This window comes from Selenomonas sp. CM52, from assembly GCF_000292955.1.
In the GTDB taxonomy this organism is placed as follows: Bacteria; Bacillota; Negativicutes; order Selenomonadales; family Selenomonadaceae; genus Selenomonas.
Genome location: NZ_ALNM01000033.1, coordinates 41574 through 65369, shown reverse-complemented (window position 1 = coordinate 65369; position 23796 = coordinate 41574). Strand labels below are relative to the sequence as shown.

Annotated in this window: 24 protein-coding genes; 5 read left to right on the top strand and 19 right to left on the bottom strand. The window is 54.7% G+C overall.

What is annotated here, in order from left to right:
* Nucleotides 1-119: 119 nt before the first annotated feature.
* Nucleotides 120-950, top strand: a complete 831-nt coding sequence (locus HMPREF1153_RS08935) for a hypothetical protein (RefSeq protein WP_009646570.1) — start codon at nt 120-122, stop codon at nt 948-950.
* A 98-nt stretch (nt 951-1048) separates the two neighbouring features.
* On the opposite strand, the gene HMPREF1153_RS13250 is transcribed toward HMPREF1153_RS08935, so the two are convergent.
* From HMPREF1153_RS13250 to HMPREF1153_RS08910, 6 genes are all read right to left on the bottom strand, one after another.
* Nucleotides 1049-1168 carry a PepSY domain-containing protein gene (locus HMPREF1153_RS13250; protein ID WP_009646654.1) on the bottom strand — a complete coding sequence of 40 codons (120 nt, stop codon included), beginning with the start codon at nt 1166-1168 and terminating at the stop codon, nt 1049-1051.
* A 118-nt stretch (nt 1169-1286) separates the two neighbouring features.
* Nucleotides 1287-2999, bottom strand: coding sequence for a hypothetical protein (locus HMPREF1153_RS08930; protein WP_009646573.1), 1713 nt, complete (start codon nt 2997-2999; stop codon nt 1287-1289).
* A gap of 80 nt (nt 3000-3079) precedes the next feature.
* Nucleotides 3080-3850 (bottom strand): hypothetical protein, encoded by a 771-nt coding sequence (locus HMPREF1153_RS08925; protein ID WP_009646565.1) that lies wholly within the window; start codon nt 3848-3850, stop codon nt 3080-3082.
* 16 nt (nt 3851-3866) lie between these two features.
* Nucleotides 3867-5168 (bottom strand): PD-(D/E)XK nuclease family protein, encoded by a 1302-nt coding sequence (locus HMPREF1153_RS08920; protein WP_009646641.1) that lies wholly within the window; start codon nt 5166-5168, stop codon nt 3867-3869.
* A 45-nt stretch (nt 5169-5213) separates the two neighbouring features.
* Complete coding sequence (locus HMPREF1153_RS08915; protein ID WP_009646660.1) at nt 5214-6218, bottom strand: helix-turn-helix transcriptional regulator; 1005 nt, start codon at nt 6216-6218, stop codon at nt 5214-5216.
* A gap of 94 nt (nt 6219-6312) precedes the next feature.
* Nucleotides 6313-6738: a hypothetical protein gene (locus tag HMPREF1153_RS08910; RefSeq protein ID WP_009646645.1), complete on the bottom strand. Its 426-nt coding sequence runs from the start codon at nt 6736-6738 to the stop codon at nt 6313-6315.
* Nucleotides 6739-6822: 84 nt separating this feature from the next.
* Between HMPREF1153_RS08910 and HMPREF1153_RS13245 the strand changes: the two genes are divergently transcribed.
* Both HMPREF1153_RS13245 and HMPREF1153_RS08900 read left to right on the top strand, forming a co-directional pair.
* A complete protein-coding gene (locus HMPREF1153_RS13245) occupies nt 6823-7248 on the top strand; it encodes a winged helix-turn-helix domain-containing protein (RefSeq protein ID WP_369791805.1) in 426 nt (141 codons plus the stop codon).
* Between the two features lie 105 nt (nt 7249-7353).
* On the top strand, nt 7354-8388 hold the full coding sequence (locus HMPREF1153_RS08900; protein ID WP_009646595.1) for a nuclease: 1035 nt from the start codon (nt 7354-7356) through the stop codon (nt 8386-8388).
* 259 nt (nt 8389-8647) lie between these two features.
* On the opposite strand, the gene HMPREF1153_RS08895 is transcribed toward HMPREF1153_RS08900, so the two are convergent.
* The 7 genes from HMPREF1153_RS08895 to HMPREF1153_RS08865 form a co-directional block, all read right to left on the bottom strand.
* Nucleotides 8648-9448, bottom strand: coding sequence for a MetQ/NlpA family ABC transporter substrate-binding protein (locus HMPREF1153_RS08895; RefSeq protein ID WP_009646662.1), 801 nt, complete (start codon nt 9446-9448; stop codon nt 8648-8650).
* A 74-nt stretch (nt 9449-9522) separates the two neighbouring features.
* Nucleotides 9523-10176: a methionine ABC transporter permease gene (locus HMPREF1153_RS08890; protein WP_006193884.1), complete on the bottom strand. Its 654-nt coding sequence runs from the start codon at nt 10174-10176 to the stop codon at nt 9523-9525.
* Entirely contained in the window at nt 10166-11203 is a 1038-nt protein-coding gene (locus HMPREF1153_RS08885) for a methionine ABC transporter ATP-binding protein (RefSeq protein WP_198003343.1), read from the bottom strand. Before HMPREF1153_RS08885 ends, HMPREF1153_RS08890 begins: the two co-directional genes overlap by 11 nt.
* A 238-nt stretch (nt 11204-11441) precedes the next feature.
* Nucleotides 11442-13010, bottom strand: coding sequence for a ClC family H(+)/Cl(-) exchange transporter (locus HMPREF1153_RS08880; RefSeq protein ID WP_009646599.1), 1569 nt, complete (start codon nt 13008-13010; stop codon nt 11442-11444).
* An 88-nt stretch (nt 13011-13098) separates the two neighbouring features.
* A complete protein-coding gene (locus HMPREF1153_RS08875) occupies nt 13099-14211 on the bottom strand; it encodes an aldose epimerase family protein (protein ID WP_009646627.1) in 1113 nt (370 codons plus the stop codon).
* A 6-nt stretch (nt 14212-14217) separates the two neighbouring features.
* Nucleotides 14218-15921: a putative bifunctional diguanylate cyclase/phosphodiesterase gene (locus HMPREF1153_RS08870; protein WP_009646631.1), complete on the bottom strand. Its 1704-nt coding sequence runs from the start codon at nt 15919-15921 to the stop codon at nt 14218-14220.
* Nucleotides 15922-16093: 172 nt separating this feature from the next.
* Nucleotides 16094-18106: a penicillin-binding protein gene (locus HMPREF1153_RS08865; protein WP_009646649.1), complete on the bottom strand. Its 2013-nt coding sequence runs from the start codon at nt 18104-18106 to the stop codon at nt 16094-16096.
* Nucleotides 18107-18213: 107 nt separating this feature from the next.
* On the opposite strand from HMPREF1153_RS08865, the gene HMPREF1153_RS12410 reads away from it, so the two are divergent.
* Nucleotides 18214-18525, top strand: coding sequence for a type II toxin-antitoxin system RelE/ParE family toxin (locus tag HMPREF1153_RS12410; protein WP_232208261.1), 312 nt, complete (start codon nt 18214-18216; stop codon nt 18523-18525).
* Nucleotides 18526-18539: 14 nt separating this feature from the next.
* Entirely contained in the window at nt 18540-18830 is a 291-nt protein-coding gene (locus HMPREF1153_RS08855; RefSeq protein ID WP_009646609.1) for a HigA family addiction module antitoxin, read from the top strand.
* 71 nt (nt 18831-18901) lie between these two features.
* Here the strand turns inward: HMPREF1153_RS08855 and rlmH are convergent, their stop codons facing one another.
* The 6 genes from rlmH to HMPREF1153_RS08825 form a co-directional block, all read right to left on the bottom strand.
* Complete coding sequence (rlmH, locus tag HMPREF1153_RS08850; RefSeq protein WP_009646598.1) at nt 18902-19381, bottom strand: 23S rRNA (pseudouridine(1915)-N(3))-methyltransferase RlmH; 480 nt, start codon at nt 19379-19381, stop codon at nt 18902-18904.
* A complete protein-coding gene (locus tag HMPREF1153_RS08845) occupies nt 19378-20493 on the bottom strand; it encodes a S1C family serine protease (RefSeq protein WP_009646642.1) in 1116 nt (371 codons plus the stop codon). Before HMPREF1153_RS08845 ends, rlmH begins: the two co-directional genes overlap by 4 nt.
* 364 nt (nt 20494-20857) lie before the next feature.
* Nucleotides 20858-21649: a hypothetical protein gene (locus HMPREF1153_RS08840; RefSeq protein WP_009646616.1), complete on the bottom strand. Its 792-nt coding sequence runs from the start codon at nt 21647-21649 to the stop codon at nt 20858-20860.
* Between the two features lie 175 nt (nt 21650-21824).
* The gene (locus HMPREF1153_RS08835) at nt 21825-22748 is read right to left on the bottom strand and encodes a helix-turn-helix transcriptional regulator (RefSeq protein ID WP_037370424.1); all 924 of its coding nucleotides are present in this window, start codon (nt 22746-22748) and stop codon (nt 21825-21827) included.
* Between the two features lie 74 nt (nt 22749-22822).
* Nucleotides 22823-23245 (bottom strand): lecithin retinol acyltransferase family protein, encoded by a 423-nt coding sequence (locus tag HMPREF1153_RS08830; RefSeq protein WP_009646666.1) that lies wholly within the window; start codon nt 23243-23245, stop codon nt 22823-22825.
* A 309-nt stretch (nt 23246-23554) separates the two neighbouring features.
* On the bottom strand, nt 23555-23776 hold the full coding sequence (locus HMPREF1153_RS08825) for a hypothetical protein (protein WP_009646575.1): 222 nt from the start codon (nt 23774-23776) through the stop codon (nt 23555-23557).
* Between the last annotated feature and the right edge of the window lie 20 nt (nt 23777-23796).

Here is a 23796-nt window from a genome sequence, read left to right as displayed (position 1 = left end):
TATTCTGAGAAGACATTGAAGACAAAAGAAATATTTGTTATAATATGGGGAGAATATCCTAGGAAGGTTCCATGTGAATCATCAGCATGACCCGGCAGGGAAGCAGGGAGGAAAGAACGATGAGCATCTCTTCAATTTCAGTCAACCCCTACGGCTCGGCAACGTTCGAGAAGATCAACTTGAACCTCGCCGAAGTGGGTCGCCAGAAGGCCGCCCAAGGATGGCACGAGGCAAAGGAAGTCTACAAGTCTTCGCCCTTCGGCAACGATACGAAGCTCGGCACCTCAAAGTTCCAGCAGTCAAACAAGGAAGCAGAGCAGCTTGCCAATCGCTCGATCGCGAAATCTGCACGCGCGGCGAAGGAAATCTACATGTCCTCGCCCTTCGGCAATGATACGAAGATCGGCACGTCGAAGTTCCAGCAGTCGAATGAAGAGGCAATCGCCCTCGCCGGCCGCTCGATCGCCAGCTCCGCCCGCGCCGCCAAGGCGTACTACATGGGCTCGGTCCTCGGCAACGACACGAAGCTTGGCACGTCGAAGTTCCAGCAGTCGAACGAGGAAGCGGCGCGGCTCGCCGACCGCTCGATTGCAAAGTCGGCACGCGAAGCAAAGGCCGTCTACATGGCCTCGCCCTTCGGTAACGATACGAAGGTCGGCTCATCGAAGTTCCAGCAGGCAAACGAAGAGGCGTTCGCCCTCGCCCAGCAGTCGGCATCGCGCGCCTCACGCGCAGCGAACGCCGTTTCCAAATCCTCGCCCTTCGGCAACGACACGAAGGTCGGTTCGTCCGCTTTCCAGCAGGCGAACAAGCGCATTGTCGAGACGGCAGCACACCATACGCCGTCCGTGCTGCAGCAGGCAAAAGCCGCCTACATACGCCAGATGCAGAATGCCGCCGAAGCCGCGAAGAACCCCACGCGCAACACGAAGGTCGATGTCGGCGCATAAGCAATGCGCCAATATATACCGAAGCAGCAAGAGAGCCTGCCGCATGACGAACATGCGGCAGGCTCTCTCTCATTCGCCCAGCAACAACGCCCCCTTCCTCAGTCGTCAATCTCGCGGTAGAGCACCGCGCCCGACTGCGCGTCGAGGATCAGTTCATACTTCACATTATTTGCATAGCACTTCACGCGATAAACGGGCTGGAACAAACAGTTAGTCATGGAAACTTGGAGGTCTGTTGCAGTTGTTGCGGTCAAGCGTTTTGAACATGAATGTCCAATAAAATTATGCCGAATACCTCGCTTAGAATGATTTGAGGTCTTCGTCATAGAAATGCGATCACAAATGATGCCCTCGCATATACATCTCCTGTGCAAGCTCCAAAAGCTCGATCTTACCGTTGCTCGATTCTTCGAAACTTTCCGTGTCCCTATAAATCGAGAGGCGCTCTTTTATAGCCGTTTCCCCTGATTTTATGACTGCCAGATCAGACGCATCCGCCAGGGTTTCAATATATGCTCGATAAAATTCCTGCGGATGATGCGCCTTGTAATACGCCAGACGATAGTTCGACATGACATGATCCACGACATGAGCGCGAGGGAACATATATCCCATTTTTTGACAAGATTGAATATACCAAAGGGGAACACCATTTTCCTGCAGAATTTTTATCGTTTTGGGAAGGATGCCATTCCCCTTTCGCACGGATTCCATGATTTGAAAAGCACGCAGCGGGTCGATTCCCTTTCGGATCAGGTACATCATGACATCATCACGAGTTGCAGCGACTTCGTTCAACGTGCATACGCCTCGGCGTATCAGGTTCTGTGCATTTCCTTCCCATGCTCCGGTTCCATGAGAAAAAGCGGAAATTTTGACCAGTTCACTAAAGAATCTCGGCTGCAATTCCTGCAGCATTTGACGAACCTTGGGAGAGCGAAATTCGGGAATGCCAACGGTGTCGGCTTTCCGGAATAAAGATATGGTGGAAGGGTCATCGAAGGAAATATTCGAAAGGCTGCAGCCTGTGCCGCGCTCTAATTCTTCGAGGACAGAGAGTACAAAATAAGGCAATAGATTGAGTTTAAGGAACTGATCGGTGAGATTGTGGTAGGAAAAATGGGAGATTCGATATGTATGACCTTCTTGATCTTTCATATCCTGCAGAGGAGTAAAGCAGTCGGGTTCTTCATCCTCGGGGATAATGATAAAAGCTGAATCGTTGATTCCCGTAGTTTTTTTCGTGCCAACACATTTCTCAGCCACTTCCTGCACGGATATTTTCACGAGAATACGCTCCGTTGTATCAATATAATTTTGTACATATGTCGCGGCTTCATCATAGGATATCGTTTCGATTGTTCCGGCTTGATATACTCGGACATGATCACATACTTTTTCTATATTTTCGGCTGCAATGGAACGATACGAATCTGGATAATTCATGACGATATCAGGCTGTCTGCTCCCGTCAAAGCCCACAAGAGCGGCATAGGGAATATCGTGACCATCGCCCATGAGTGTTTCTCCGCATTTGGGACAAATTTTAGCCTGCAAATCAAAACCGGAAGCCACGGAGCCATCTGTGATAAATTCGCTGTATTGACATTTTGCGCAACGCCAATGCGGAGGGAGCGGATTGACTTCCGTTATCCCAATCAGATGCGCTGCCAAAGAAGCCCCGATCGAGCCGTTCGTGCAGGTGATGTGACCATCTTCATGAGCTTTTTGCACAAGTTTTTGCTGCAACAAATACAGCGACGAATATCCATGTTCAAAGATGACTGCAATTTCCTGCTCCAATCGTTCCTGCACAATTCGCGGCAGATTTTTGCCATATAATTCCTTTGCCTTATCGTAAGACATGGATTTGATGATATCATGGGCATGGGGAATTTGGGGAAGACATTTTTCATACGACGGCTCTATTTCATCCATCAAATCCGCTATGCGGTTCGGACCTGCAGTCACAGCCTGCGTATGAACATTGATTTCAACCCTTTTGACATCGGCTGTATCGCACCTCATGCCATCGCCAGAAAGCACCATCCACACACCCCTTCTATAAAAATTTCTATTGCACGCAAATTCGACACATAGTTCCAATTCAAGCGAAGAACTTTGACGGCTCACACAGTTTTCGACGCAACGCCTGCATGATGCATTTCATACACAGAAAACATCAGTATCTCATTCGCTTCACATAGCTCGACCTGCCACAAGATATCAACCTCTCCTCGGAAGCAGTCGGCGACGGATTCCACCTTTTTCGCAATATCACAGAGACTAAGCTCTTCTCCTGTCCCTCGGAAGATGATCTGCACACCCCGCACTGTTTGATTCGCGGCAGGCATTTCTTCCCAAAGCAGATGTTCTAGAGAGATACACCGAAGATCTCCTTTCGTCGACGCAAGCATCGGGAGAATATCCCGCCTGTCTACACCGACCAGTTGGATATTCATCGGCGTCCATAGACCTGATGCGATTATGCAAGCCTTTGCCGCTGCCTCATCTGCAAAGCACATAAGAATCGGTCTGATGCAGCCGCCATCGTCCTCCTGCCGTGCAGTCAGCCGTTCTGCACATGCGACAAAGTCTTCCGCAGAAGCTGTACGATAGATGCAGAGTATATCCTGCTGCCGCAATATCTCGAACGGGATCGTCATCGCCTGCGCATCCGAAATCAGCATGGTATGGGGCAACGATACCTCTTCCGTCGAGATGGACGCAGCATCCTCCTGCTCTGATTCGGAGGAAAATTGACGCACCGGCATACCGCAAAGCGGCTCACACTTTTCCATGTGAGAATAATATCGCGCCAGCGCAGAAAAGATGCGCTCATCCTCGCAGGCAAGGATAACACCACTGTCCTGCAGAATATTTTCTGTATATGGCACCATATTCTTTCCCTTTCCTCTATTCTTCGTTCGTCGCTTGCTGCGAATACGCTATGTCAGACTGCTTCGACAGTTCATCAAAAATATGGAAAATGTGGACTATGTCATCATTTGAAATGCTCATCAATGGTAAATCTACATAATAACAACCCTGCAAGCCAGCATAGTCTTTCGGGTTGTTTATATCTCTTTGATGTAACGTCATAGGAATTTCATCCACGACGATACCGCAAGTATCCCTTTCCGCATCAGCATTTTTATCAAACGCATCTGCTAAATTTTCCCTCGTGAGATTTTTTGAAATAGCGTTTGGAGAAATATACCTCAAGACTCTGAAAATCGGATCCGATGGATGTTTTTCATTTGTGTTCGTCAAAAAGATATTCACTGCATACAACGAAGTGTCCCCGCTGCCTGTATTTGCTTCTTTGCTAAACGTCAGCCAAATATCATCCACAATACCGGCACGCTTCTCTTCATACCCCTTTATAAACACATATCCGTATTCCTCGGATTTAGATTTTATGGCTTCGCGCAATTTCTCTACATTTTTGTACGTCATAAAGACCACATACGCAGCATTCTTATAATTCGTCGTATAATCCTTATAGTTTTTATCATTCAGCATAACGTGTACATCCTTTTCTATTAATTGTCCCAGTTTATCGGCAATACCATTTGTCATAGACAAAAAGGTATCGAAGTCCTTTCTTGTCAATAATCTTACCAAATCGCGTATCATCAATTTCTGCCCAAAGGTATATTTGCTTCCCTTCCCCCCGTTCAAAATATCCTTCATCGATTGCAATATGTCTTCCCAACTCGCAAAAACGAAATGGACTCCTTGCTTGCTTATATCCTTCTTATATTTACGATAAATCGATATGCATGATTCGTGCTTCGCAATGAACAGCAGGATTTTCTTTTTATCTTTGGGCAAATCGCACAAAATGTTTGCTTCGCGAATGAGCTGATCGTCTGAGGACAGTCCGCTCTGAAACTTTACCTCAATGCCAATATAGCAATTGTCAAATTCCAACAAAACATCCAATTCCCCACGATCGTGTTTCGGCCAGAATTTGATATGCTCCTCATCTTTGATATTTGTGCAATTCACGTTTTCTATGAGCTGAATTGCAGCCTGTGATTCAGCCTGCTGCTTCTCCGATTTGCGTAATGCCCCGCATAGTATGGGCTGCAATCCATCACAAAAATCCATGTACCTCAATGTACCGAAAAAATCTCCGGTCAGCTTATCCTCCAAACTGTCGGATAGGTTCGAGCCGGATCGGCTGATTTTTCCATAAAATTCCTCGACCATGAGTACCTCCTTACGAAACCGTTGACACTCCCGCCATAATTCGTGTTATTCCATCTCACCTGACAGATACTTCTTTCCCATATACCTTACAGCCTTGCAAACCTCATCCCGCAGGCTTTTCGGCTCTAAGATCTCCGCATATTCTCCATACTGCAACGCCCAATATTTCATCGCCTTTTCGTTGCAGGCAACGGAAACGATGAGTTCATCCGCCTCCTCCTGCACAATGCGGAAATCCTTGCCGAACCAGTCGATCAGCTGGCTCATCATTTGATCCCAGACTCGCATCTTCACTTGCACACTCGGCCCGCTGAACATATAGATGTGCTCTGCCATGTGCTTGGGCAAACTGTAGCCTTGGGCAAAGTCTTCCACCTGATTCTTCGGCTTGGCCTTATCCTCAAGCATGTTCACCTTCGTCATGCAATCCAAGCGATAATGAGAAATATTGCTGTATTTATCATAATTGCCAAGCAAATAATATCTGCCTTGATTTGCCACCATCTGATATGGACTTACAATGTATGGTTTTTCCCGCTTGGGGTGCAGCTTGAAGTCCTTGCCATAGCTGTTATAAATGAAGCTGACTTTCCTCCCCTGCTCGATGGCATCGTTCAGCACATCCAAATTCAGCAGAACTTGCTTGTTGTCCGAGTGTATGAGTTTCGGCAGATGAGAAACATGCTTCACTTTGGCATGAAAGTATTTGTTTCCAAGCCCTACCAGCTTCTCAATCAGCCGTTCGGCTTGTGCGCCGGAAAGCGTGCGGGAGAAGAGGACGCTGTCGATCAGCATCCTCAGTTCCGCATCCTCAAACTGGCGCGACATAAGGCAGACGCCGCCTTGCAGAGAAATCTCATACCCCATATCCTTAAGGAGCATAAGATTGTTCTTGATCGTCTGCCGAGTGCATCGAATACCATAGTTTGTTTCCAGCAAATCCACGATTTTCTTTTGCGTCAAGCGGTGGTCGCTGTCCGTATGCTGCTCCAAAAGTTCCAGGAGCCGCATGTTCAGAAACTTCTTGTCCTGCAATCCATAGGGATACATACGCTCACATCCTCACATCTAGCTCACATCCAAATGTAGACACTTTCGATGCGATATATGCCGATTCCTGCTTTTTGTCGGGCAAGGTTTTCTGCTAGTCGAGGAGAAGTCCGTCCAATTCGGCAAGCTTGGCATGGATGTCAAAACCGCATTCGCCCTCCTTGTAAAGCACGGTGGAAGATTCCGACCATCCGCCTCCCATCTGCTTGCCTCGGACATACAATGCACGCGCCTTCTGCACATCAAACGCTTGGGGCGGGAGATGACCTTCCTGCACTACCATTCCGTCCATGAGCACGGGATACCCCGTGATGTCGAACATGGGGCTGGCACTCTTATCCGGCTCATCATCGTACATATACAGTTCAAATGCCCCCTCATAACTCCGCTTGTCTACCTCGGAGTGCGCCTCATTTCGCACGAAATATCGGGGAATCGTGCGGATGCCATAGCCTTCGATGGAGTCAAGCCTTATCCGATCGTCTCCAAACTGGATAAATGAATGTTCCTTTCTGTTCATGGTGCTTTCTCCTTTCATCAAGATAGGAAACCAAAGAGCATCGCCTTATATATCTCGCATTTCCGCTCTTGCTGATTACAGTATATCATATCCGATGTTAAAAATTTTTACCTTTCTTTCCATTATCATGCAGAGAAAACGCGCACCGTCGTCATCGCGCGCAGCCGCATCCCGTTCCACGCGCGTGCGCCAAAGGAAGAAGATCCGCTGCACGATGTATGGGAAATCCTCGCCTACATCTTCCTCGCGGGCATCTCGCACGATCTCGCGACGCCCCTGACTGCCATCAAGGGCTATGCAAGCGGCATCCTCGACGGTATCGCTTTCAGCAAGGACAAGCTCTTCTACCGCATCTGGGGCATGAACGCCCTCGGCGACACGGCGACCGTCATGGTTCACATCAACCGCATCCGCGAAAAGATCGAGCCGAACCCCACTACGCCCATTTACATCGAAACCGTCTGGGGCGTCGGCTACCGATTTCGAGATGACGCCGGGCATAAAGGTTGATACCTTGGCACATCTCCTTGTCCACGTTCTGTCAGCAGGAAAAATCCTAAAAATCTGGCAAAGCCCTCCGAATCATGCTATGATAAGGCTAAAGGGGGACATCTCATGACGTCATCGACAATCTTCAATCCCGAGGATCTGCTGCTCGGCTATGCGAATCCCACCTACGATCAACACGCCAAGCGCCTACTTGCCCAAAAGGATGTCGTAGCCCGAATTCTCAAGGGTGTCATTCCTGAATTCCATGAAATCGACTTAACGACCATCGCCAAACAATGCATCGAAGGCGAACCCGAAATTGGCACCATCCCAGTCGACATGGACAAGACGAACGCCTCAAGGCAAATACCGAAAGAAATCCGCGGCAACAATACGGAAAGCGCCAGTCCCACAGAAGGCTGGATTCGCTTCGACATCCTGTTCCATGCAAAAGTTCCCCAAACAGGCGCGAGAATCACTTTGATTGTCAACATCGAGGCTCAAAAGACACAATCGCACAATCGTCTTGGCTATGCGCTGCTGCGCCGAGCCGTATACTATGCCTGTCGCTTGATTTCTTCCCAGAAGGAAACGGAATTTGCCAAATCAAACTATAACGACATCAAAAAAGTCTATTCCGTTTGGATCTGCATGGACTCCCCAGATAGCAAAAGTGCCATCAATTTCTATGATATGCACGAGCGTCACCTGTTGCGTCACACAAAAGCAGAAAAAAGCGATTACGACCTGTTAAGCATCATCATGATCTATCTCGGCACAGACGATTCCAGCAACAAGCTCGTCCGCTTCCTCAAGCTCCTGTTTCGTGACACGGAAAAGTCGGCTGCGGAAAAGAAGAAACTTTTGGAAGAAGAATTCAACCTTGATATTTCCTCCGATATGGAAAAGGAGATGAACACCATGTGCAATTTGAGCGAAGGCATCTTCGAGCGCGGTATTGAGCAAGGCATCTCGCAGGGCATCTCGCAGGGCATCTCGCAAGGCATCTCACAAGGACGTGCGCAGGGCATCCTCCAGGGTGAATCCGGCATGATACTTTCCATGCTGAAGAAGGGTTACGATCTCGCGAGCATCGCCGATATATCCCAGTGGTCCATCAGCAAGATTGAGCAGCTGGCAAAAGCGCATCACTTGCTGTGAAGGAGCTTCGGACTCCACGATTTTGCCTCCTCGAAACACAAAGAAGGAGCTGCCGCACCGTCGCGGCAGCTCCTTCTTTGTGTTTGATTCCTATCTTAGGGAACCACTGATAAATTCAGCCACCCATCTTCACGCATCTGCACTGTCCTCTCATCGTCGACAAATCCTCGACGTAGCACCGCTACGCCTGCGGTTTGTCTCCTCGATAGATACAGTGCATCTGCGCAAATCTGGGCGACTTCATTTTATCAGCGTTTCCTTAGAACGCGGGGACGATCGCGCCCTTGTACTTCTCGTCGATGAATTTTTTGACTTCCTCGGATCTCAGCGCCTTCATCAGCGCCTGGATCTCGGGACGCTTCTCGTCGCCCGTGCGCACCGCGACGATGTTGACGTAGGGCGAGGTGCTGTCTTCCATGAAGAGCGCGTCCTTCGTCGGAACGAGGTTCGCCTGCATCGCATAGTTCGTGTTGATGACGGCGGCATCGACGTCATCGAGCGTGCGCGGCACCTGCGCGGCTTCGACTTCCTGGAACTTGAGGTTCTTCTTGTTCTCCGTGATGTCATGCACCGTCGGGTTCGTGCCCGAGCCTTCCCTGAGCTTCAAAAGGCCGGCCTTTTCAAGGAGCAGGAGCGAGCGGCCGCCGTTCGTCGGATCGTTCGGGATGGCGACGGACGCACCGTCAGAGAGCTCGTCGAGCTTCTTGATCTTGCGCGAGTAGACGCCCATCGGCTCGATGTGGACGCCGCCGGCGTTCGCGAGCTTCATTTCCTTGTGCTCGGAAATGAAGTTGTCGAGGTACGGCAGATGCTGGAAGAAGTTCGCGTCAAGCTCTTTGTCGTTCAACGCGACATTCGGCTGCACATAGTCGGTGAACTCGACGATTTCCAGCTTGTATCCTTCCTTTTCCAAGAGCGGCTTGATCGTCTCAAGGATCTCAGCGTGCGGCACAGGCGTCGCGCCGACCTTGATGGTCTTGGATGCACTTTGTTCGCCGCAGCCTGCCAGGGCAAAAACGGAGAGCGTGAGCGCCGCGAGGATGACGAATAGTTTCTTCATGATTTTTCCTCCTTGTGAATGGGATTCTTCGGTGAAAGCCGACGAGGCAGCGCCTTCGCCCACTTTCATGAAAGTTACTTTTTATTCAAGCCGTTCGCCAGGCGGTTGCCCAGGAACTGGACGATTTGCACGAGGACGATGAGTATGACGACGGTCGCGATCATGATGTCGGGGCGAAAGCGCTGGTAACCGTAGCGGATCGCGAGATCGCCGAGACCGCCGCCGCCGATCGCGCCCGCCATCGCCGACTCGCCGACGAGGGCGATGACGACGGTCGTGAGCTGAGCGACGATGCTCGGCATGGACTCAGGCAAAAGCACGCGCCGCACGATCTGATAGGGCGTAGCGCCCATCGAAAGCGCAGCTTCGACGAGTCCTGCGGGCACTTCCCGAAGCGATGTCTCGACCTGCCGTCCGATGAAGGGGATCGAGGCGAGGACGAGCGGCACCATCGCCGCCGTCGTGCCGATGGACGTGCCGACGATGAAGCGCGTGAACGGGATGATCGCGACCATCAGGATGATGAACGGGATCGAGCGAAGCGCGTTGACGACAGCGCCGATGGCACGGTTCAAAGGCATACATTCGAGGATCTGCCCCTTTGCCGTCGTTGCGAGCAGCACGCCGAGCGGGATGCCGATGAGGCTCGCGACGATCATCGAGACGACGACCATGTAGACCGTCTCGCCGAGCGCCTTCGTAAGGAGCGGCAGCATATCAGCGGACATAGCCGATCACCTCCTTCGTGAGATCGCGCGTATCGAGGTAAGCGAGCGCACGGTCAATCTCCGCCTGCTCGCCCTTGATGCCGACGATCATGCGTCCGTAGGGCACGCTCTTGATCTGATCGAGCGTGCCATAGAGGATGGACACCTCGATGGAAAAGCGCCGGATGACGTCGGCGATGACGGGATCGTCAGCGCGTTCGCCGAGGAACGTCAGGCGAAGGAGCAGCTCGCCGCCCTCGACAGGCTCGGGCAAAAGCTCCTTCTTGCGGTAGTTGATCGGCAAATCGTTCGACAGGAGCGTGCTGACGAACTCGCGCGTGATTCTTTCTTTCGGCTTCGTGAAGATGTCGAGCACGGAGCCTTTTTCGGCGATGACGCCGCCCTCGATGACGGCAACCTTGTCGCATATATCCTTGATGACCTGCATTTCATGCGTGATGATGACGACGGTCAGACCGAGCTTCTTGTTGATATCTGCGATGAGATGCAGGATCGACTTCGTCGTCTGCGGGTCGAGCGCACTCGTCGCCTCGTCCGACAAGAGCACCTTCGGATCGGACGCGAGCGCCCGCGCGATGCCGACGCGCTGCTTCTGCCCGCCCGAGAGCTGCGCCGGGTACTGCTGCGCCTTGTCGGCGAGTCCGACGAGCGCGAGGAGCGGCTCGACCTTCGTGCGGATCTGCGCCTCGTCCGTGCCGGAAAGGCGCAGGGGGAAGGCGACGTTGTCGTAGACGGTCGCCGAAGACAGCAGGTTGAAGTGCTGGAAGATCATGCCGATGCCCTTGCGCTCCTCGCGAAGCTCGGCCTCACTGAGCGCGGTCAGATCCTTGCCGTCGACGATGACCTTGCCCTCGGTCGGCCGCTCCAGCATGTTGATGCAGCGGATCAAGGTCGACTTGCCCGCGCCCGAAAGGCCGATGATGCCATAGATCTCGCCGCGCTCGATTTCGAGGTCGACGCCCTTTAGCGCCGTGACTTCGCCCGCCGCGCTCTCATAGCTTTTCTTGATGGCAGCAAGCCTTATCATGCTCATAAAATCACATCCTTGTGACTGCTGCTTTCGCAACAGTAAAATTCATACCAAATTTATATGATTTGCATGTTATCACAGTACAGGCGGCTTGTCAAGAACATTTCTGACGACTGCAAAAAATCGCCTGCATCTTTGCCCGCCGCATACACTCTATTCTACGCGATTCGTCTTCTTTTGTATAGTCAAAAAACGCGTGCAGCATCGAAATGCTGCACGCAGAAGCACATCTCCGTCAGTCGCGCGAAAAGCCGCCGCTTGCCTCCCCTGCCGCTCTTTCCAGCGCTCCAAGCTCGCCTTCCTCGGTCAGCACATAGATCATGTCGCCCGCCTTGAGCATGAGGCTGCCCTGCGGCAGAAGCTCGATCGTGCCGCGCCGCACATTCATGACGTGACCGTGCGCTCCCCAGTCGATCGCCGAGACGCATCGCCCCTCCATCGCGCTTCCCGCTGCGACGCAAAGCTCCGCCATGACGCGGCGGCGCGAGCCTCTCGCTCCCTGCCCGCGCGAACGCTCGTAAAGCTCGTCGTAGATGGGGCGGCCACCCGTGAGATCGTTGACGAGCGCAGCGCAGGCGGCGACGCAGACGACGGCGAGCAGGTGCTCGAAAGAGCCGGTGATCTCCATGATGAGGAGGCTCGCCGTCAGCGGCGCCTTGATGCTTCCCGCGAAGAAGCCTGCCATGCCGAGGACGACGAAGGTCGGGCAGAGCGCCGCGGGCAGAGCGCCGAGCGCAACTGCCGCCGCAGAGAAGAGCGCACCCGAAAGCGCACCGAGGACGAGGACGGGCAGAAAGATGCCGCCCGGCACGCCCGAGCCGTAGCAGAAGACCGTGAAGAGGAACTTGCCGAGGAAGATGACGAGGATCGCGCCGAAGACGAGCGGCTCCTGCACCATGCGATTGACGAGAAAGTTGCCGCCCGAAAGGATCTCAGGCAGCAAGAAGCCGAGAACGCCCGCCGCGAGGAACGGAATCGCCGTGCGAAAGCCGAGAGAAGGCACGAAGCGCCCCCAGGTGTCGAGCGCGAGGCAGAGCACGCGGTTGAAGAGCCTGCCGAGCGCACCCGAGAATACGCCGAGCAAGAAGAGCAGCAGATACGCGCCGCCGAGCGGCACGGCGGGCACGGAGCCGACGGCGAACATCGGGCCGACGCCGAAGATCTCCTGCGTCACGAAGCCTGCGGCGATGGCAGAGCCGAGGACGCCCATGAGCATCTGCGGCGAGAAGTTCTTCGCCAGCTCCTCGAAGGAAAAGACGAGGCTCGCCAAAGGCGCGTTGAAGATGGCGGCGAAGCCTGCGCCAGCACCCGCCGTCAGAAGGAATCGCTCCTCGGCACGCGAACGCCCGGCCGCGCGGCTGACGCCTGCGCCCACGCAGGCGCCGATCTCCACGCTCGGGCCGCCGCGCCCGAGCGACAGTCCCGCGCCGATGCCGAGCACGACGCTGGCGAACTTGCCGAAGAGCACGCGCGCCCAGCGCAGATGACTGTCGCCGCGCAGGACGCCCTTGAGGTCGGGGATGCCGCCGCCGCCGACCATGGAATCGAGCTGCATGAGATACCGGACGACGACGGAAAGCGCAAGGAGCGCGAGAAAATACCCCGCCGTCCAGAGCGGCGAAGCATCGCGCAGGAAGTCATAGAGCACGGGACGCAAATGATCGGCGCTTTCCAAGAGCCAGTGATAGAGCGCGATGACAGCGCCCACGAGGACGCCGATCAGAAGCCCGTCGGCGAAGAGGCGCAGGCGAAAGAGCTCGGGCTGTTTCACATAGAGAAGCGCACGCTCGATATTTTTCGACATCGTATCTTTCCCTCCCAAACGAAAAGCCGCGCAGCCTCAAAGGATGCGCGGCTCTTGACGCTTGCTCAAAACGGCTCGCTTATGGGCGTCACGCCAAGCCAAAGGCGAACACCGTCCGCGCCTGCCACTTCTTGCCCGAGCGCAAAATCGGCTGCGGGAAGTTTGCATGATGCACGGCGTCGGGGAAGACCTGCGCTTCGAGCGTGAAGCCTGCGCGCGGAGCGAATGCCGCGCCCGCCTTGCCCGCGAGCACGCCATCGAGATGGTTGCCCGAGTAGAACTGCACGCCGGGCTGCGTCGTGTAAGCGTGCATGTGGATGCCAGTCTTTTCAGCATAAACGTGGGCGAGCTTATGGAGCGTCTTGTAGTCGATGGGGCATGCGGCATCCTCGCCGAACCCCAGTTCCCTCGCCTCTTCTTCAGCGGGCGTTTGATCGAGCACGAAGTTGTGGTCGTAGCCGCCCGCCCAGCGCATCTGGCTGAACGGCGCGTCGATGCGTGCGCCGATCTCCTTCATCTCGCGGAAGTCGAGCGGCGTCCCTTCGACGAGCAGGATGCGCCCATCGGGAATCAGCTCGTTGTCCGTCGGCGTGTACTTCTCGGCGAAGATGCGGATCTTATGGTCGAGCACCGAGCCGGAGCTGAAGCCTTCTAGATTGAAATACGTATGATGCGACGGATTGCAGATCGTGTCACCATCTGCCTCCGCTTCATAGGAAATAACGAACGCGTTCTTCTCGGAGAGCGCATACGTCACGGCGAGCTTCAAGTCGCCCGGGTAGCCGCCCTCGCCCGCAGGACTCAGGTAGCGAAGCACAAGCGCCCCGTCCTTTTCTTCCGCCGCCCAGACCTTCTTGTCGTAGCCGCCCAAGGAGCCGCCGTGCAGATGATTCCTGCCCTCGTTGCACTCCAAGACGTACTTCTCGTCGTCGATCGGCAAATCGCCGAAAGCGATGCGCCCCACGGAGCGCCCGACGATCGCGCCGAAATACTTGTCGTCCGCCTCATAGCTTTTGAGATCATCGTAGCCGAGCGCCACGTCGATGCTCTTGCCCTCTCTGTCGGGCACGATGAGCGACTGCACGCGCGCGCCGTAATCCATGATGCGAATCCTCATACCGCCGCTGTTCTCCAACGTATAAAGCGTGATGAGCCTGCCATTCTTCAGCTCGCCGAACGCTTCCTTCGTGATCTTCGCCATCTGCTATCACCTCCCTGCTTCTTTCTCTATGAGTGCCGTAAAATCCTCCCTCGCCATAGGTTTTGCAAAATAATATCCTTGAATCTTGTCGCAATCGATGCTCGACAAGAAATCGATCTGCGCCTTTGTCTCCACGCCCTCGACGACGACGCTCATCTTGAGATCGTGCGCCATCTCGACGACGCGCCGCAAGATGGTGGGCGCGCGCTCAGAATCTTCGAGATTTTGCACAAATCCCATGTCGATCTTCAGAATATCGACCGTCACGTTCTTGAGCATGTTGAGCGAACTGTAGCCGCTGCCGAAATCGTCCATGAGGATCGTGAGGCCGATGTCGTGCAGCCGTTTCAGGACGCTTAAAAGCTGCACCGGATTGTCCGTATAGGCGGACTCCGTAATTTCCAAGCGCAGGAGCGAAGGATCGAGCCCGTACTTCTGCAGAAGGCCGACGACCGTATCGCAGAAATCGTTGTCGTAGAAGTTCAGCCGTGAGACGTTGACGGAGACCGGCACGACGGGAAGTCCCGCGCGGATGCGCTCGGCGAGCATACGACAGACCTCCTCCCACGCGAAGCGGTCGAGCCGCACGACGAAGCCGTTTCGCTCGAAGAGCGGCACGAAGCGCACGGGCGGAATGACGCCCGCCGTCGGATGACGCCAGCGCACGAGCGCCTCGGCACTGACGGCGCGTCCTGCCTTGATGCTGTAAATCGGCTGGTAGTACACGCAGAACTGCCCCGAAGAAAGCGCCTGCTCCATTTCGCGGAGCAGCATTTGCTCTTCGAGCAGCGTCTCGCGCATCTTCTCATCGTAGTAGGCATAGCGCTTCTTGTAGAGACCCTTGACCGTATTGAGCGCCATGTGAGCGCGGTCACACATCTGATTGACGGGCACCAGGACGTCATCGACCGGATAGATTCCCGCATAAAAGAGAATGTTGTTCTTGATGCCGAGGGAGAAGATCGCACTGTCTATGCCTTCGAGCAGGATGTCGATGTCAAGCATATCCTCGGGCATGCAGATGGCGAAATGGTCAGCCTCCATGTGAGCTGCGACGCCGATGCCCTCAGTGATCGTCTTGAAATACGTGCCCGCCGTCTTCAAGATCAGATTTCCCGTTTCGATATGGAAAAGGTCGTTGATGATCTTGAAACAGTTGATGTCAAAATACAAGATATTGTAGCGCACGCTGCGGTTCTGCTGCAAAAGCGCGACCGTCTTCTCGTAAAACGCCTCGCGGTTGTAGACACCTGTCAAGGCATCGATCTCGATGTGGTGGCGCATCTCCAGAATCTGCCGCTCGCGCGCCGCCTGTTCAAGTTTGCGCCACTCGTTCTCCATGCGCGCCATGACATTTTTCACGCGGCATCGCACGATTGTCGGATTGTACGGCTTCGTGATGAAATCCGCCGCCCCCATCTCCATCGCGCGCACCTCGACGGTACGTTCATTGCGCGCCGTCGTGACGATGACGGGAATTGCCGACAGACGCTCGTCGCGCTTCAAGCGAGCGAGCAGGTCGAAGCTGTCCGGTCCCGGCATCACGAGGTCGAGCAGAATGATGTCGACGGTCTTTTCCGCGAGCAGCGCCATCATCTCATTGCCGTCCGCCGCCTCCAGAAGATCGTATTCCGCTTTGAAAAATTGCGCGAGAATGGCACGATGCATCTCCACATCGTCCACGATCAGCATCACAGGTTTCTTTTCCATGAGACTACCTTTCCTGTCACAAAGAGCCGCTGATTCCTCAACGTTTCCATAGGAATCATTTCTCCTATATTCTATCACAAAGCGAGCATAAGTAAAAGGTCTTATTTTCTATTTCGATAGTGCAAAAGACAGGGACAAAAAGAGGGGCAGGTCATTCAGCCTGCCCCCTCTTTCATGGCGAAAAGACAACCGTGACCGTCTCGCCCGGATCGATGACGCTGTAGGCGGGCGCACTCTGGTAGCTTGCCCTGCCCGAGCCTTCAGCTTCGAGCGTCACACCGATCTCGGCGAGCTTTTCCGCCGCCTCGCGGATCGTCAGGCCGTCGAGGTCGGGCATGACGACCTTGCCGCTCGGCACGACATCGGGCAGGCGCGGCTTCTTCTTCGGCGGCGCCTGCGCTTCTTTCTGCGCACGCTTCTCGTCCATCTCGACGAAGGGATCGCTCGACGGTTCGATGTGCATGTAGCGAAAAATCTGCGAAAAGATCGCGCCCGCGACGGGTGCCGCGATCTGTCCGCCGTAGAAGTTGCCGCCTGACGGATCGTCGAGAATGACGAGCACGACGACCTTCGGATCATCGACGGGCGCAAAGCCGCAGAACGACGCGATGTAATGGCCGTCCATGTAGCCCGCACCGTTCGGACGAATCTTCTGCGCCGTACCCGTCTTGCCGCCGATGCGGTAACCCTTGACCTGCGCCTTCTGTCCGCCGCCCGCCGCGACGACCTGCTCAAGAAGCCCGACGAGCGTCTTCGTCGTCGCCGACTGCAGCGCGCGCCGCACCTCGTCGCGCTTCGTCTGCAGGTAGGTCGAGCCGTCGGCGTTGCGGATCTCCTTGACGATATGCGGCTTCAGAAGGACGCCGTCGTTGGCGATCGCCGTCATCGCCGTCACGAGCTGCAACGGCGTCACGGCGATGCTCTGTCCGATCGCCATCGTCGCCATATCCGAATCGCGCATGTTCTCCGGCTCGAAGAGGATGCCGCCCTCCTCCGCCGGAAGCTCCACGCCCGTCGGCTCGCCGAAGCCGAAGAGCTTCGCGTACTTTGTAAGCCTTTCGGCGCCGAGATCGAGTCCGACGAGTGCGAATCCCGTATTGAGTGAGTTCTTGACGACATCCGTGAACGTCACCGTGCCGAAGCTCTCGCCGTTCCAGTTCTGTATGCGCCTGCCCGAGACCATGACGTAGCCTGGGTCGACAAAGATCTGGTTCGGCGTGACAATCTTCTCTTCGAGCGCCGCGCCCGCCACGACGGACTTGAAGGTAGAACCCGGCTCATAGATCGAGGAGACGGCGAGGTTCTTCCACGTCTCGCTCGAATACTTGCCGAACTCGTTCGGATTGTACGAAGGCCGCATGGCGAGCGCGAGAATATTGCCCGTCTTGGGATCCATGACGATCGCTGTCGCATGCTGCGGCGCGTTCTCCGCCATCGCGCGATCAAGCTCCTGCTCCACGATGAACTGGATGTTGCTGTCGATCGTCAGTGTCACCGTCTTGCAACGATCGCCCGTATACGTGTCCGGCATAAAGAGCGAGCTTAAAATCGGGCGGCTCTTCATGTCCGTCAGGATGAAGTTTTCCTCCTCGACGCCCTTGATCAAGCCGTCGAACTGCTGCTCAATGCCGTCGAGTCCCTTGTCGTCCGTGCCGACGAAGCCCAGGACGTTCGCCGCGAGCACGTCGTTCGGATAGTAGCGCTTCGCCTCCTCGCGAAACCCTAGGCAGTCGCCGTACGATTTTTCGCGGATGAGCGCCTTCACAGCATCCGACATGTACGGCTCCATGCGGCGCTTGACCCAGACGAAGCCGCCACCCTGATCGATGTCTTCCAAGATGTCTGCCTCGCTGAGGCCCACGATCGGCGCGAGGTCGGCGGCAAGCTGCGCCGCGTCCCCGACATGGCTCGGGTCGACGAAGAGCGACTTCGTCATCGAGGAAACAGCAAGCTCCCTGCCGTTCGCATCGAGGATCGCGCCGCGCGGCGACTGCGCCACGCGCTCCTCCCCCGACTGCATGCGCACGCGCTCCGACATCTCCGAGCCCTTGACGATCTGCACCCAGCCGTAGCGGCAGAGCGTCAAAAAGAACAGGGCGAGCACGAACAGCACCACGATCTGCACGTTGTCGCGCACGCGCCGCCTGCGCTTTTCCGCGCGCTCCGCCTTATTTTTCACGTTCAAGCTGAAAACCCCTTGTCGTTTTTATTTTCTATTATAGCATACGGGATAAGGTTTTAGGACATATACGGAGAAGAAAGACTCTTTTTATATACCTGTTTGACATGTATATGAAAAACAGCTATACTGTTCGTATGATAAAGAATTTTGCCAGTAAGGAAACAGAAAAAATATATCATCAGCGCTTTTCTGCCAAGCTCCCGCAAAGCATTCAGAAAATTGCCCTTCGCAAATTGATCATGCTCGATAACGCATCCTGTCTGGAAGATCTGCGTGTTCCTCCCGCCAATCGTTTGGAGCAGCTTATCGGCGATCGACAGGGACAATACAGCATTCGTATCAATCAACAATATCGTATCTGCTTCCGCTTGGAAGGCAAAGACTCTATATCTGATGTCGAAATCGTAGATTACCATACCTGAACGGAGGAATAGAAATGAGTCTTATCGATACGCCAAAAATCAGTGAGATTCTTACTGAAGAGTTTATGGAGCCGTTGGGGATTTCCGCCTATCGCCTTGCCAAGGATATACATGTTCCCGTTTCACGGATTCAAGAAATTCTCAAAGACAAGCGAGCGATCTCTGTGGATACATCATTGCGTCTCAGTAAATATTTCGGCGTTTCCGAACGCTACTTCCTTGATTTGCAAAACGACATCGCTGTACGGGAAACAAAAGCCCGTCTGCAAAACGAACTTGAAACCATCCCTCGCCGACTCGCATGATGCCGCAAAAAGGGATGCACCTGTATCAGAATCGATACAGGTGCATCCCTTTCCTTATGCGCTTCCTCGAATCACCAATGATACTTCTCGCCGCGGTTGATCTTGAACACGCGATAAATCTGCTCGTAGAGCAAGAGCCGCACCATCTGATGCGTGAAGGTCATCGGCGAAAATGAAATTCTAAGATCGGCGCGATCTCGCACCGCTGGTGACAAGCCGAACGCGCCGCCGATGAGAAACGTGAGGTCGCTCTGCCCTTGAAGCGCGAGCGAGGCAAGCTCTTTTGCAAGCGCTTCCGACGAAAGGAGCTTCCCCTTGACATCGAGCACGATGAGGAAGCTCCTCTCCGGCACGAGACGCAAGAGACGCTCGCCCTCTTTTGCGAGCGTCTGCTGCCTTTGTGCTTCGGACGGATTCTCCGCCATGTACTCTTCTCGCGTTTCCAGAAGCTCCACAGAAGCGAACGGGGCGAGGCGCTTCTCATACTCAGCGACGCCTTCCCTCAGGTACTTCTCCTTGAGCTTTCCCACAGCGACGATGCGGATCTTCATCGATTCGACTGCGGCATTTCCTTGAGCGTCACCGTCACCGTTTCCTTCTTGCCGTCCCTCTCGATGACGAGTTTGACCTGATCGCCAACCTTGTGTTCTGCAACAGCCGCGCGGAGATCGGCGACGGTGTTCGTCTCCTTGTCGTCGATCTTCAGGATCAGATCACCGCGCATGACGCCCGCCTGATTTGCAGGGCCGCCGAGTTCGAGATGCTCAACGTAGACGCCCTTGTCCGCATTCAGCGTGTAGCCGGCGCGTGCCGCCGTCTCCTTGTCAAAGATGCCGACGCCGAGGTAGGGGCGCACGACGTAGCCGTTCGAGAGAAGCTGATCGATGATCTCCTGCACCGTGTTGATGGGGATGGAAAAGCCGATGCCCTCGACGCCGTTCGCCGAAATCTTCGCGCTGTTGATGCCGACGACCTCTCCGTCCGCATTGACGAGCGCACCGCCCGAGTTGCCGGGGCTGATCGCCGCATCCGTCTGGATGAGCTTTAAGCGGCGCTCACTGATGTCGAGCGTGCGGTTCAGAGCGCTTATGACGCCCGCCGTCACTGTCCCTTGGAACTCAAGCCCCATCGGATTGCCGATGGCGATAGCCGGTTCGCCGACGACGAGATCATCGGAATTGCCGAACTTCGCCGTAGGCAGCCCCGTGGCCTCGATTTTCACAACGGCGATGTCCGTAAGCTCGTCCGCTCCCACAAGCTTCCCCTTGAAGCTGCGCCCGTCCGGAAGCGAGACAGTGATCTCCTTCGCACCCTGGATCACATGGTTGTTCGTCACGATGTAGCCGTCGCTCTTGAAGATGACGCCCGAGCCGACGCCCTCCGTCTCGACCGGCATATTGAACCAGTCGCGCACGACCGTCTTGTTCGTGATGCCGACGACAGCAGGGCCTACCGCGCGTGCCGCACGAACCGCCGGCGTGTTGCGCGCATCCGACAAAGGCTTCTGGCTCGCCGCCTGCTCTACGGCAATGCCGCCCGCAACGGAATTTTCCTTCTCCTTCGCCGTGCTGTCCGAGCAGCCCGCAAAGAGCACGGCGCCGACGACGAAGACGCCAATCGCGCCCGAAAGAAGCTTCTTCTTCCTATTCCAAAAACAAGTCATGCAAAACCCTCCTCCAATTTCGGGGCGCGAGCGAAACCTTGCGCCAACATCGCCCACTCTTCGGGAAGAATGGAACGCTTCCGCACTTCCCTGAAAATGAATCACAATCTACACGCACAAACGTCCACTTCGTGGACATTGTGCGCCGTCCTTAGTAAAGTCATTATAGCACGCTTTGCATCTTTCGCAAGCGATGCGAACATGTTTCAGCAAACTGTAACGTAGACGACGGAACATTTCTATGATTCAACACCTACATTACAGTTTGCTTTCCTGCACCCTGCCGAGGCAAAAACACGCTGCAATGCAAAAGCCGATGCACGAACGACTCCCATGCATCGGCTCTTCTCTTTTCTGCTTCGGCTCAGAGCGCAGCGCCCGCCGCCTTCTTCTGCTGTGCATCCTGCGCAGCTGCCGCGGCATCCTTCGGCGCAGCAGCCTTAGCCGCATCCGCCTTCGGTGCATCGTCCTTCTTCACGAGCTTGTCGAAGCGCCCCATGATCTCGTCGTATGTCTTGCCCGTGATCTCCGGCATATCCTTCTTGCCCGTCATCTGCTTGAAGTCGATTCCCGCCTGCTTGAAGCCATCCTGCACCGCAGAGCGCAGGGCTTCAAGCTTCTTCGGATCGTCGCCTGCGATCGACGTCGCCATGCTCATGATGCGGTCAGCCACTGCCTTGACCGACCAGTCACCGCCGTCGGCAACCGCCTTCGCCGCTTCCTCCGGCGTCGTCGCGACATCGGGCAGAGCAAACTGCGCCGTCAGCACCTTGCGCCCGTCGAAATTCAAGAAACCCACGCCATCCTTCTGCCATGCCTGAAGCTGTGCATTCTGCTCCGTCATGGTCTTGATGAGGATATTGTAGCTGTTGTCGATATCATCCTGCAGAGCCTTGACCTCGTCTGCCGTCAAGCCCTTCGTCTTGCCGCCCTTCGCCGGCTCGTCCGTCTCGGCGGCTTTTGCGTCCGCCGCCTTCTTTTTCGCAGCGTCAGAAATCTTCACGTCAAAAGCAGCGCCCGCATCCTGCGCCGTCTTCGCCGCATCTGCCGCTCCGCCTTTCGCCGCCTGTGCCGTCTGCACGCGCTCCGCCTGCGGCAACTTCGCCGCACTCTGATTCATGGCATACGCCATCTTGCTCATCGCTGTTACATCCATGTTCATTCCTCCTTGCATATCTCCAAAATGCCCCATCCTATGGGCATCTCTTCATGTATCGTCATTTTGACGGAAAAAATAAGCATCGCACAGCGGTTGTGCGACATCTTCTCTTTCAATATAGCAAACAGCATGGACAATCTTTGTCCATGCCGTAAAAGTTCCTATGCAATTCTTATCCCTTGCGCACCTCCAGCACCTGCACCTCCTCGCCCTGCGTTCTCAGCCACATCTCGATGCCCTTGCCGTAGCTCTCCGCCGACAGCGTGTAGACGCCCGCCTCCTCCTTGAGGACGCGAAGCGTCGGCAGACGGTCGCGAATCGCCTCAAGCGAGCAGCCGCTGTAAGTAAACGTGATGCGCCGCAGCTCGCCCGCATACATGAACTGGATGCGCTTTCGGAACTCGCCTTCCTGGAACCGCTCGCGATACGGCACCGAAAAGCGCTCCTTCTTCACGCTGATCTTCTCCATGCGGTCAACACGGAAAACAATCGGATAATCCGCCAAATCATCCGCATAGTAAGCGATCAGGTAAAAGTAAAACTCCGAAAAAAGAATCGCCGCAGGTTTTACCACGCGTTCATGGCACATGCCGTCGAGCCGCGTATAGCAAAACTCCGTAATGCGCTGCTCACGTATGGCGGCGGCAAGCTTCCAGAGCGTCGGCACCACGTTCTTCCCATGCTGCAGCTCCGTGTAGTAATGCACCTCCTGCGAAATCAGCTTTTCCACGACCTCGCGTTTCTCCCGCGACACCTGCGACAAAAGCTTCCCCAAAAGCCGCTGCATCACCTTTTGGGGAAACGGCCGGCTCTCCAAAAGAATCTTGCAGACAGCAAACACTTCCTCCGGCTGCAGCCCCTCGGCGCTCTCGCGGGAAATGCGATAGCCGCCCGACGCCTTGTCGTAGACGATTTCAAGATACGACTGCTCCCCCGCAAGATACTCGCGCAGCCCCTCGATATCGCGCTGCACCGTCTTCTCGCTCACGCGATACTGATCGGCAAGCTCCCGCTTCGTCAGCACCTCTCCCTGCTGCAGCCGCTTGTAGAGATCGAGCAAGCGATAACTGCGATTGTCGGGGCGCTCCTCATCCATTTTTCTGCCTCCTTCTATAATCTTCAAAGCAACGTTCATTTCCCTAGGGAAACGCAGCAATCCGCCAATACCCCTCACCCGAGAAGACGCACCACATTCCCCTGCAGGATTTCCTCCAGGCGCTCAACCTGAGCCGATTCCTTCTCGCCCGTCTTGCACCACATGGCAAAATGCTCGCAGTTCTGCGTCAGCAAGTCGTATTCTCCCTGCCCGATGCAGCTGCGTGCGCGTTCGACCGTTTCCTGCGGCGAATAAAAATTCCGCTCCTCTTCTTCCTGCTCAATATCAAAGAGAAAAGACACCGCATCGCTGATGATTTCCGCACCAATGTCGGCAGGGCTGCGCCTGGAAAACGGATTGAGCGAGGCGCAGAAAAGATCCCTGAGCTTGTCCAGCACATCAGGATCCTCAAACGCAAAGACGCAGTACTCCGAATCCCCGTCAAGGAACTCCTTCAGCGACGTTTCCGCCACCCTGCCGCTGCAACAATCAAACACATCGCCATCCTCCTGCTTGACATAGTTATCGAACAACACCGTTGTCACACGCGTCTCGCCCTCAAGCTCCGCCTACTCCTTCAGCATGGAGTTGAATCTGCCGATCGTATCCTTCTCGAGCCCCGCCATCGCCCCGCTCTGATCAACGATAAACACCAGTTCCGTCAATCCCTTCTTCATAAAAAAATCCTCCTTCGTCTCTATACCATTTACGTGGGCGTTCGCCCGTTATGATTACAGTATAGGGATGAAGGAGGACAGATAGTGTCTACCCGCTAGAAAAATCACCTATTTGCCCTGCCTTATTTTTCAAACTTCAGTAAAGGTGATACGCCCATCTGAATCACATACATCACTGTATGTAGATTCCATATTGGAAGATGCAGGAACAGCCTCCGAAGTATCCGCATCTTTCGGGAACGCTTCCTTGAACTCATCTTCGCTGGGGTTTCGTTTCTTTTTCTGTACCCACTGATAACCTTTATATGCAACGTAAACTTCCCATGGCAATACAAATTTAAGTGCATTCACATAAATCATCTCCTATCATT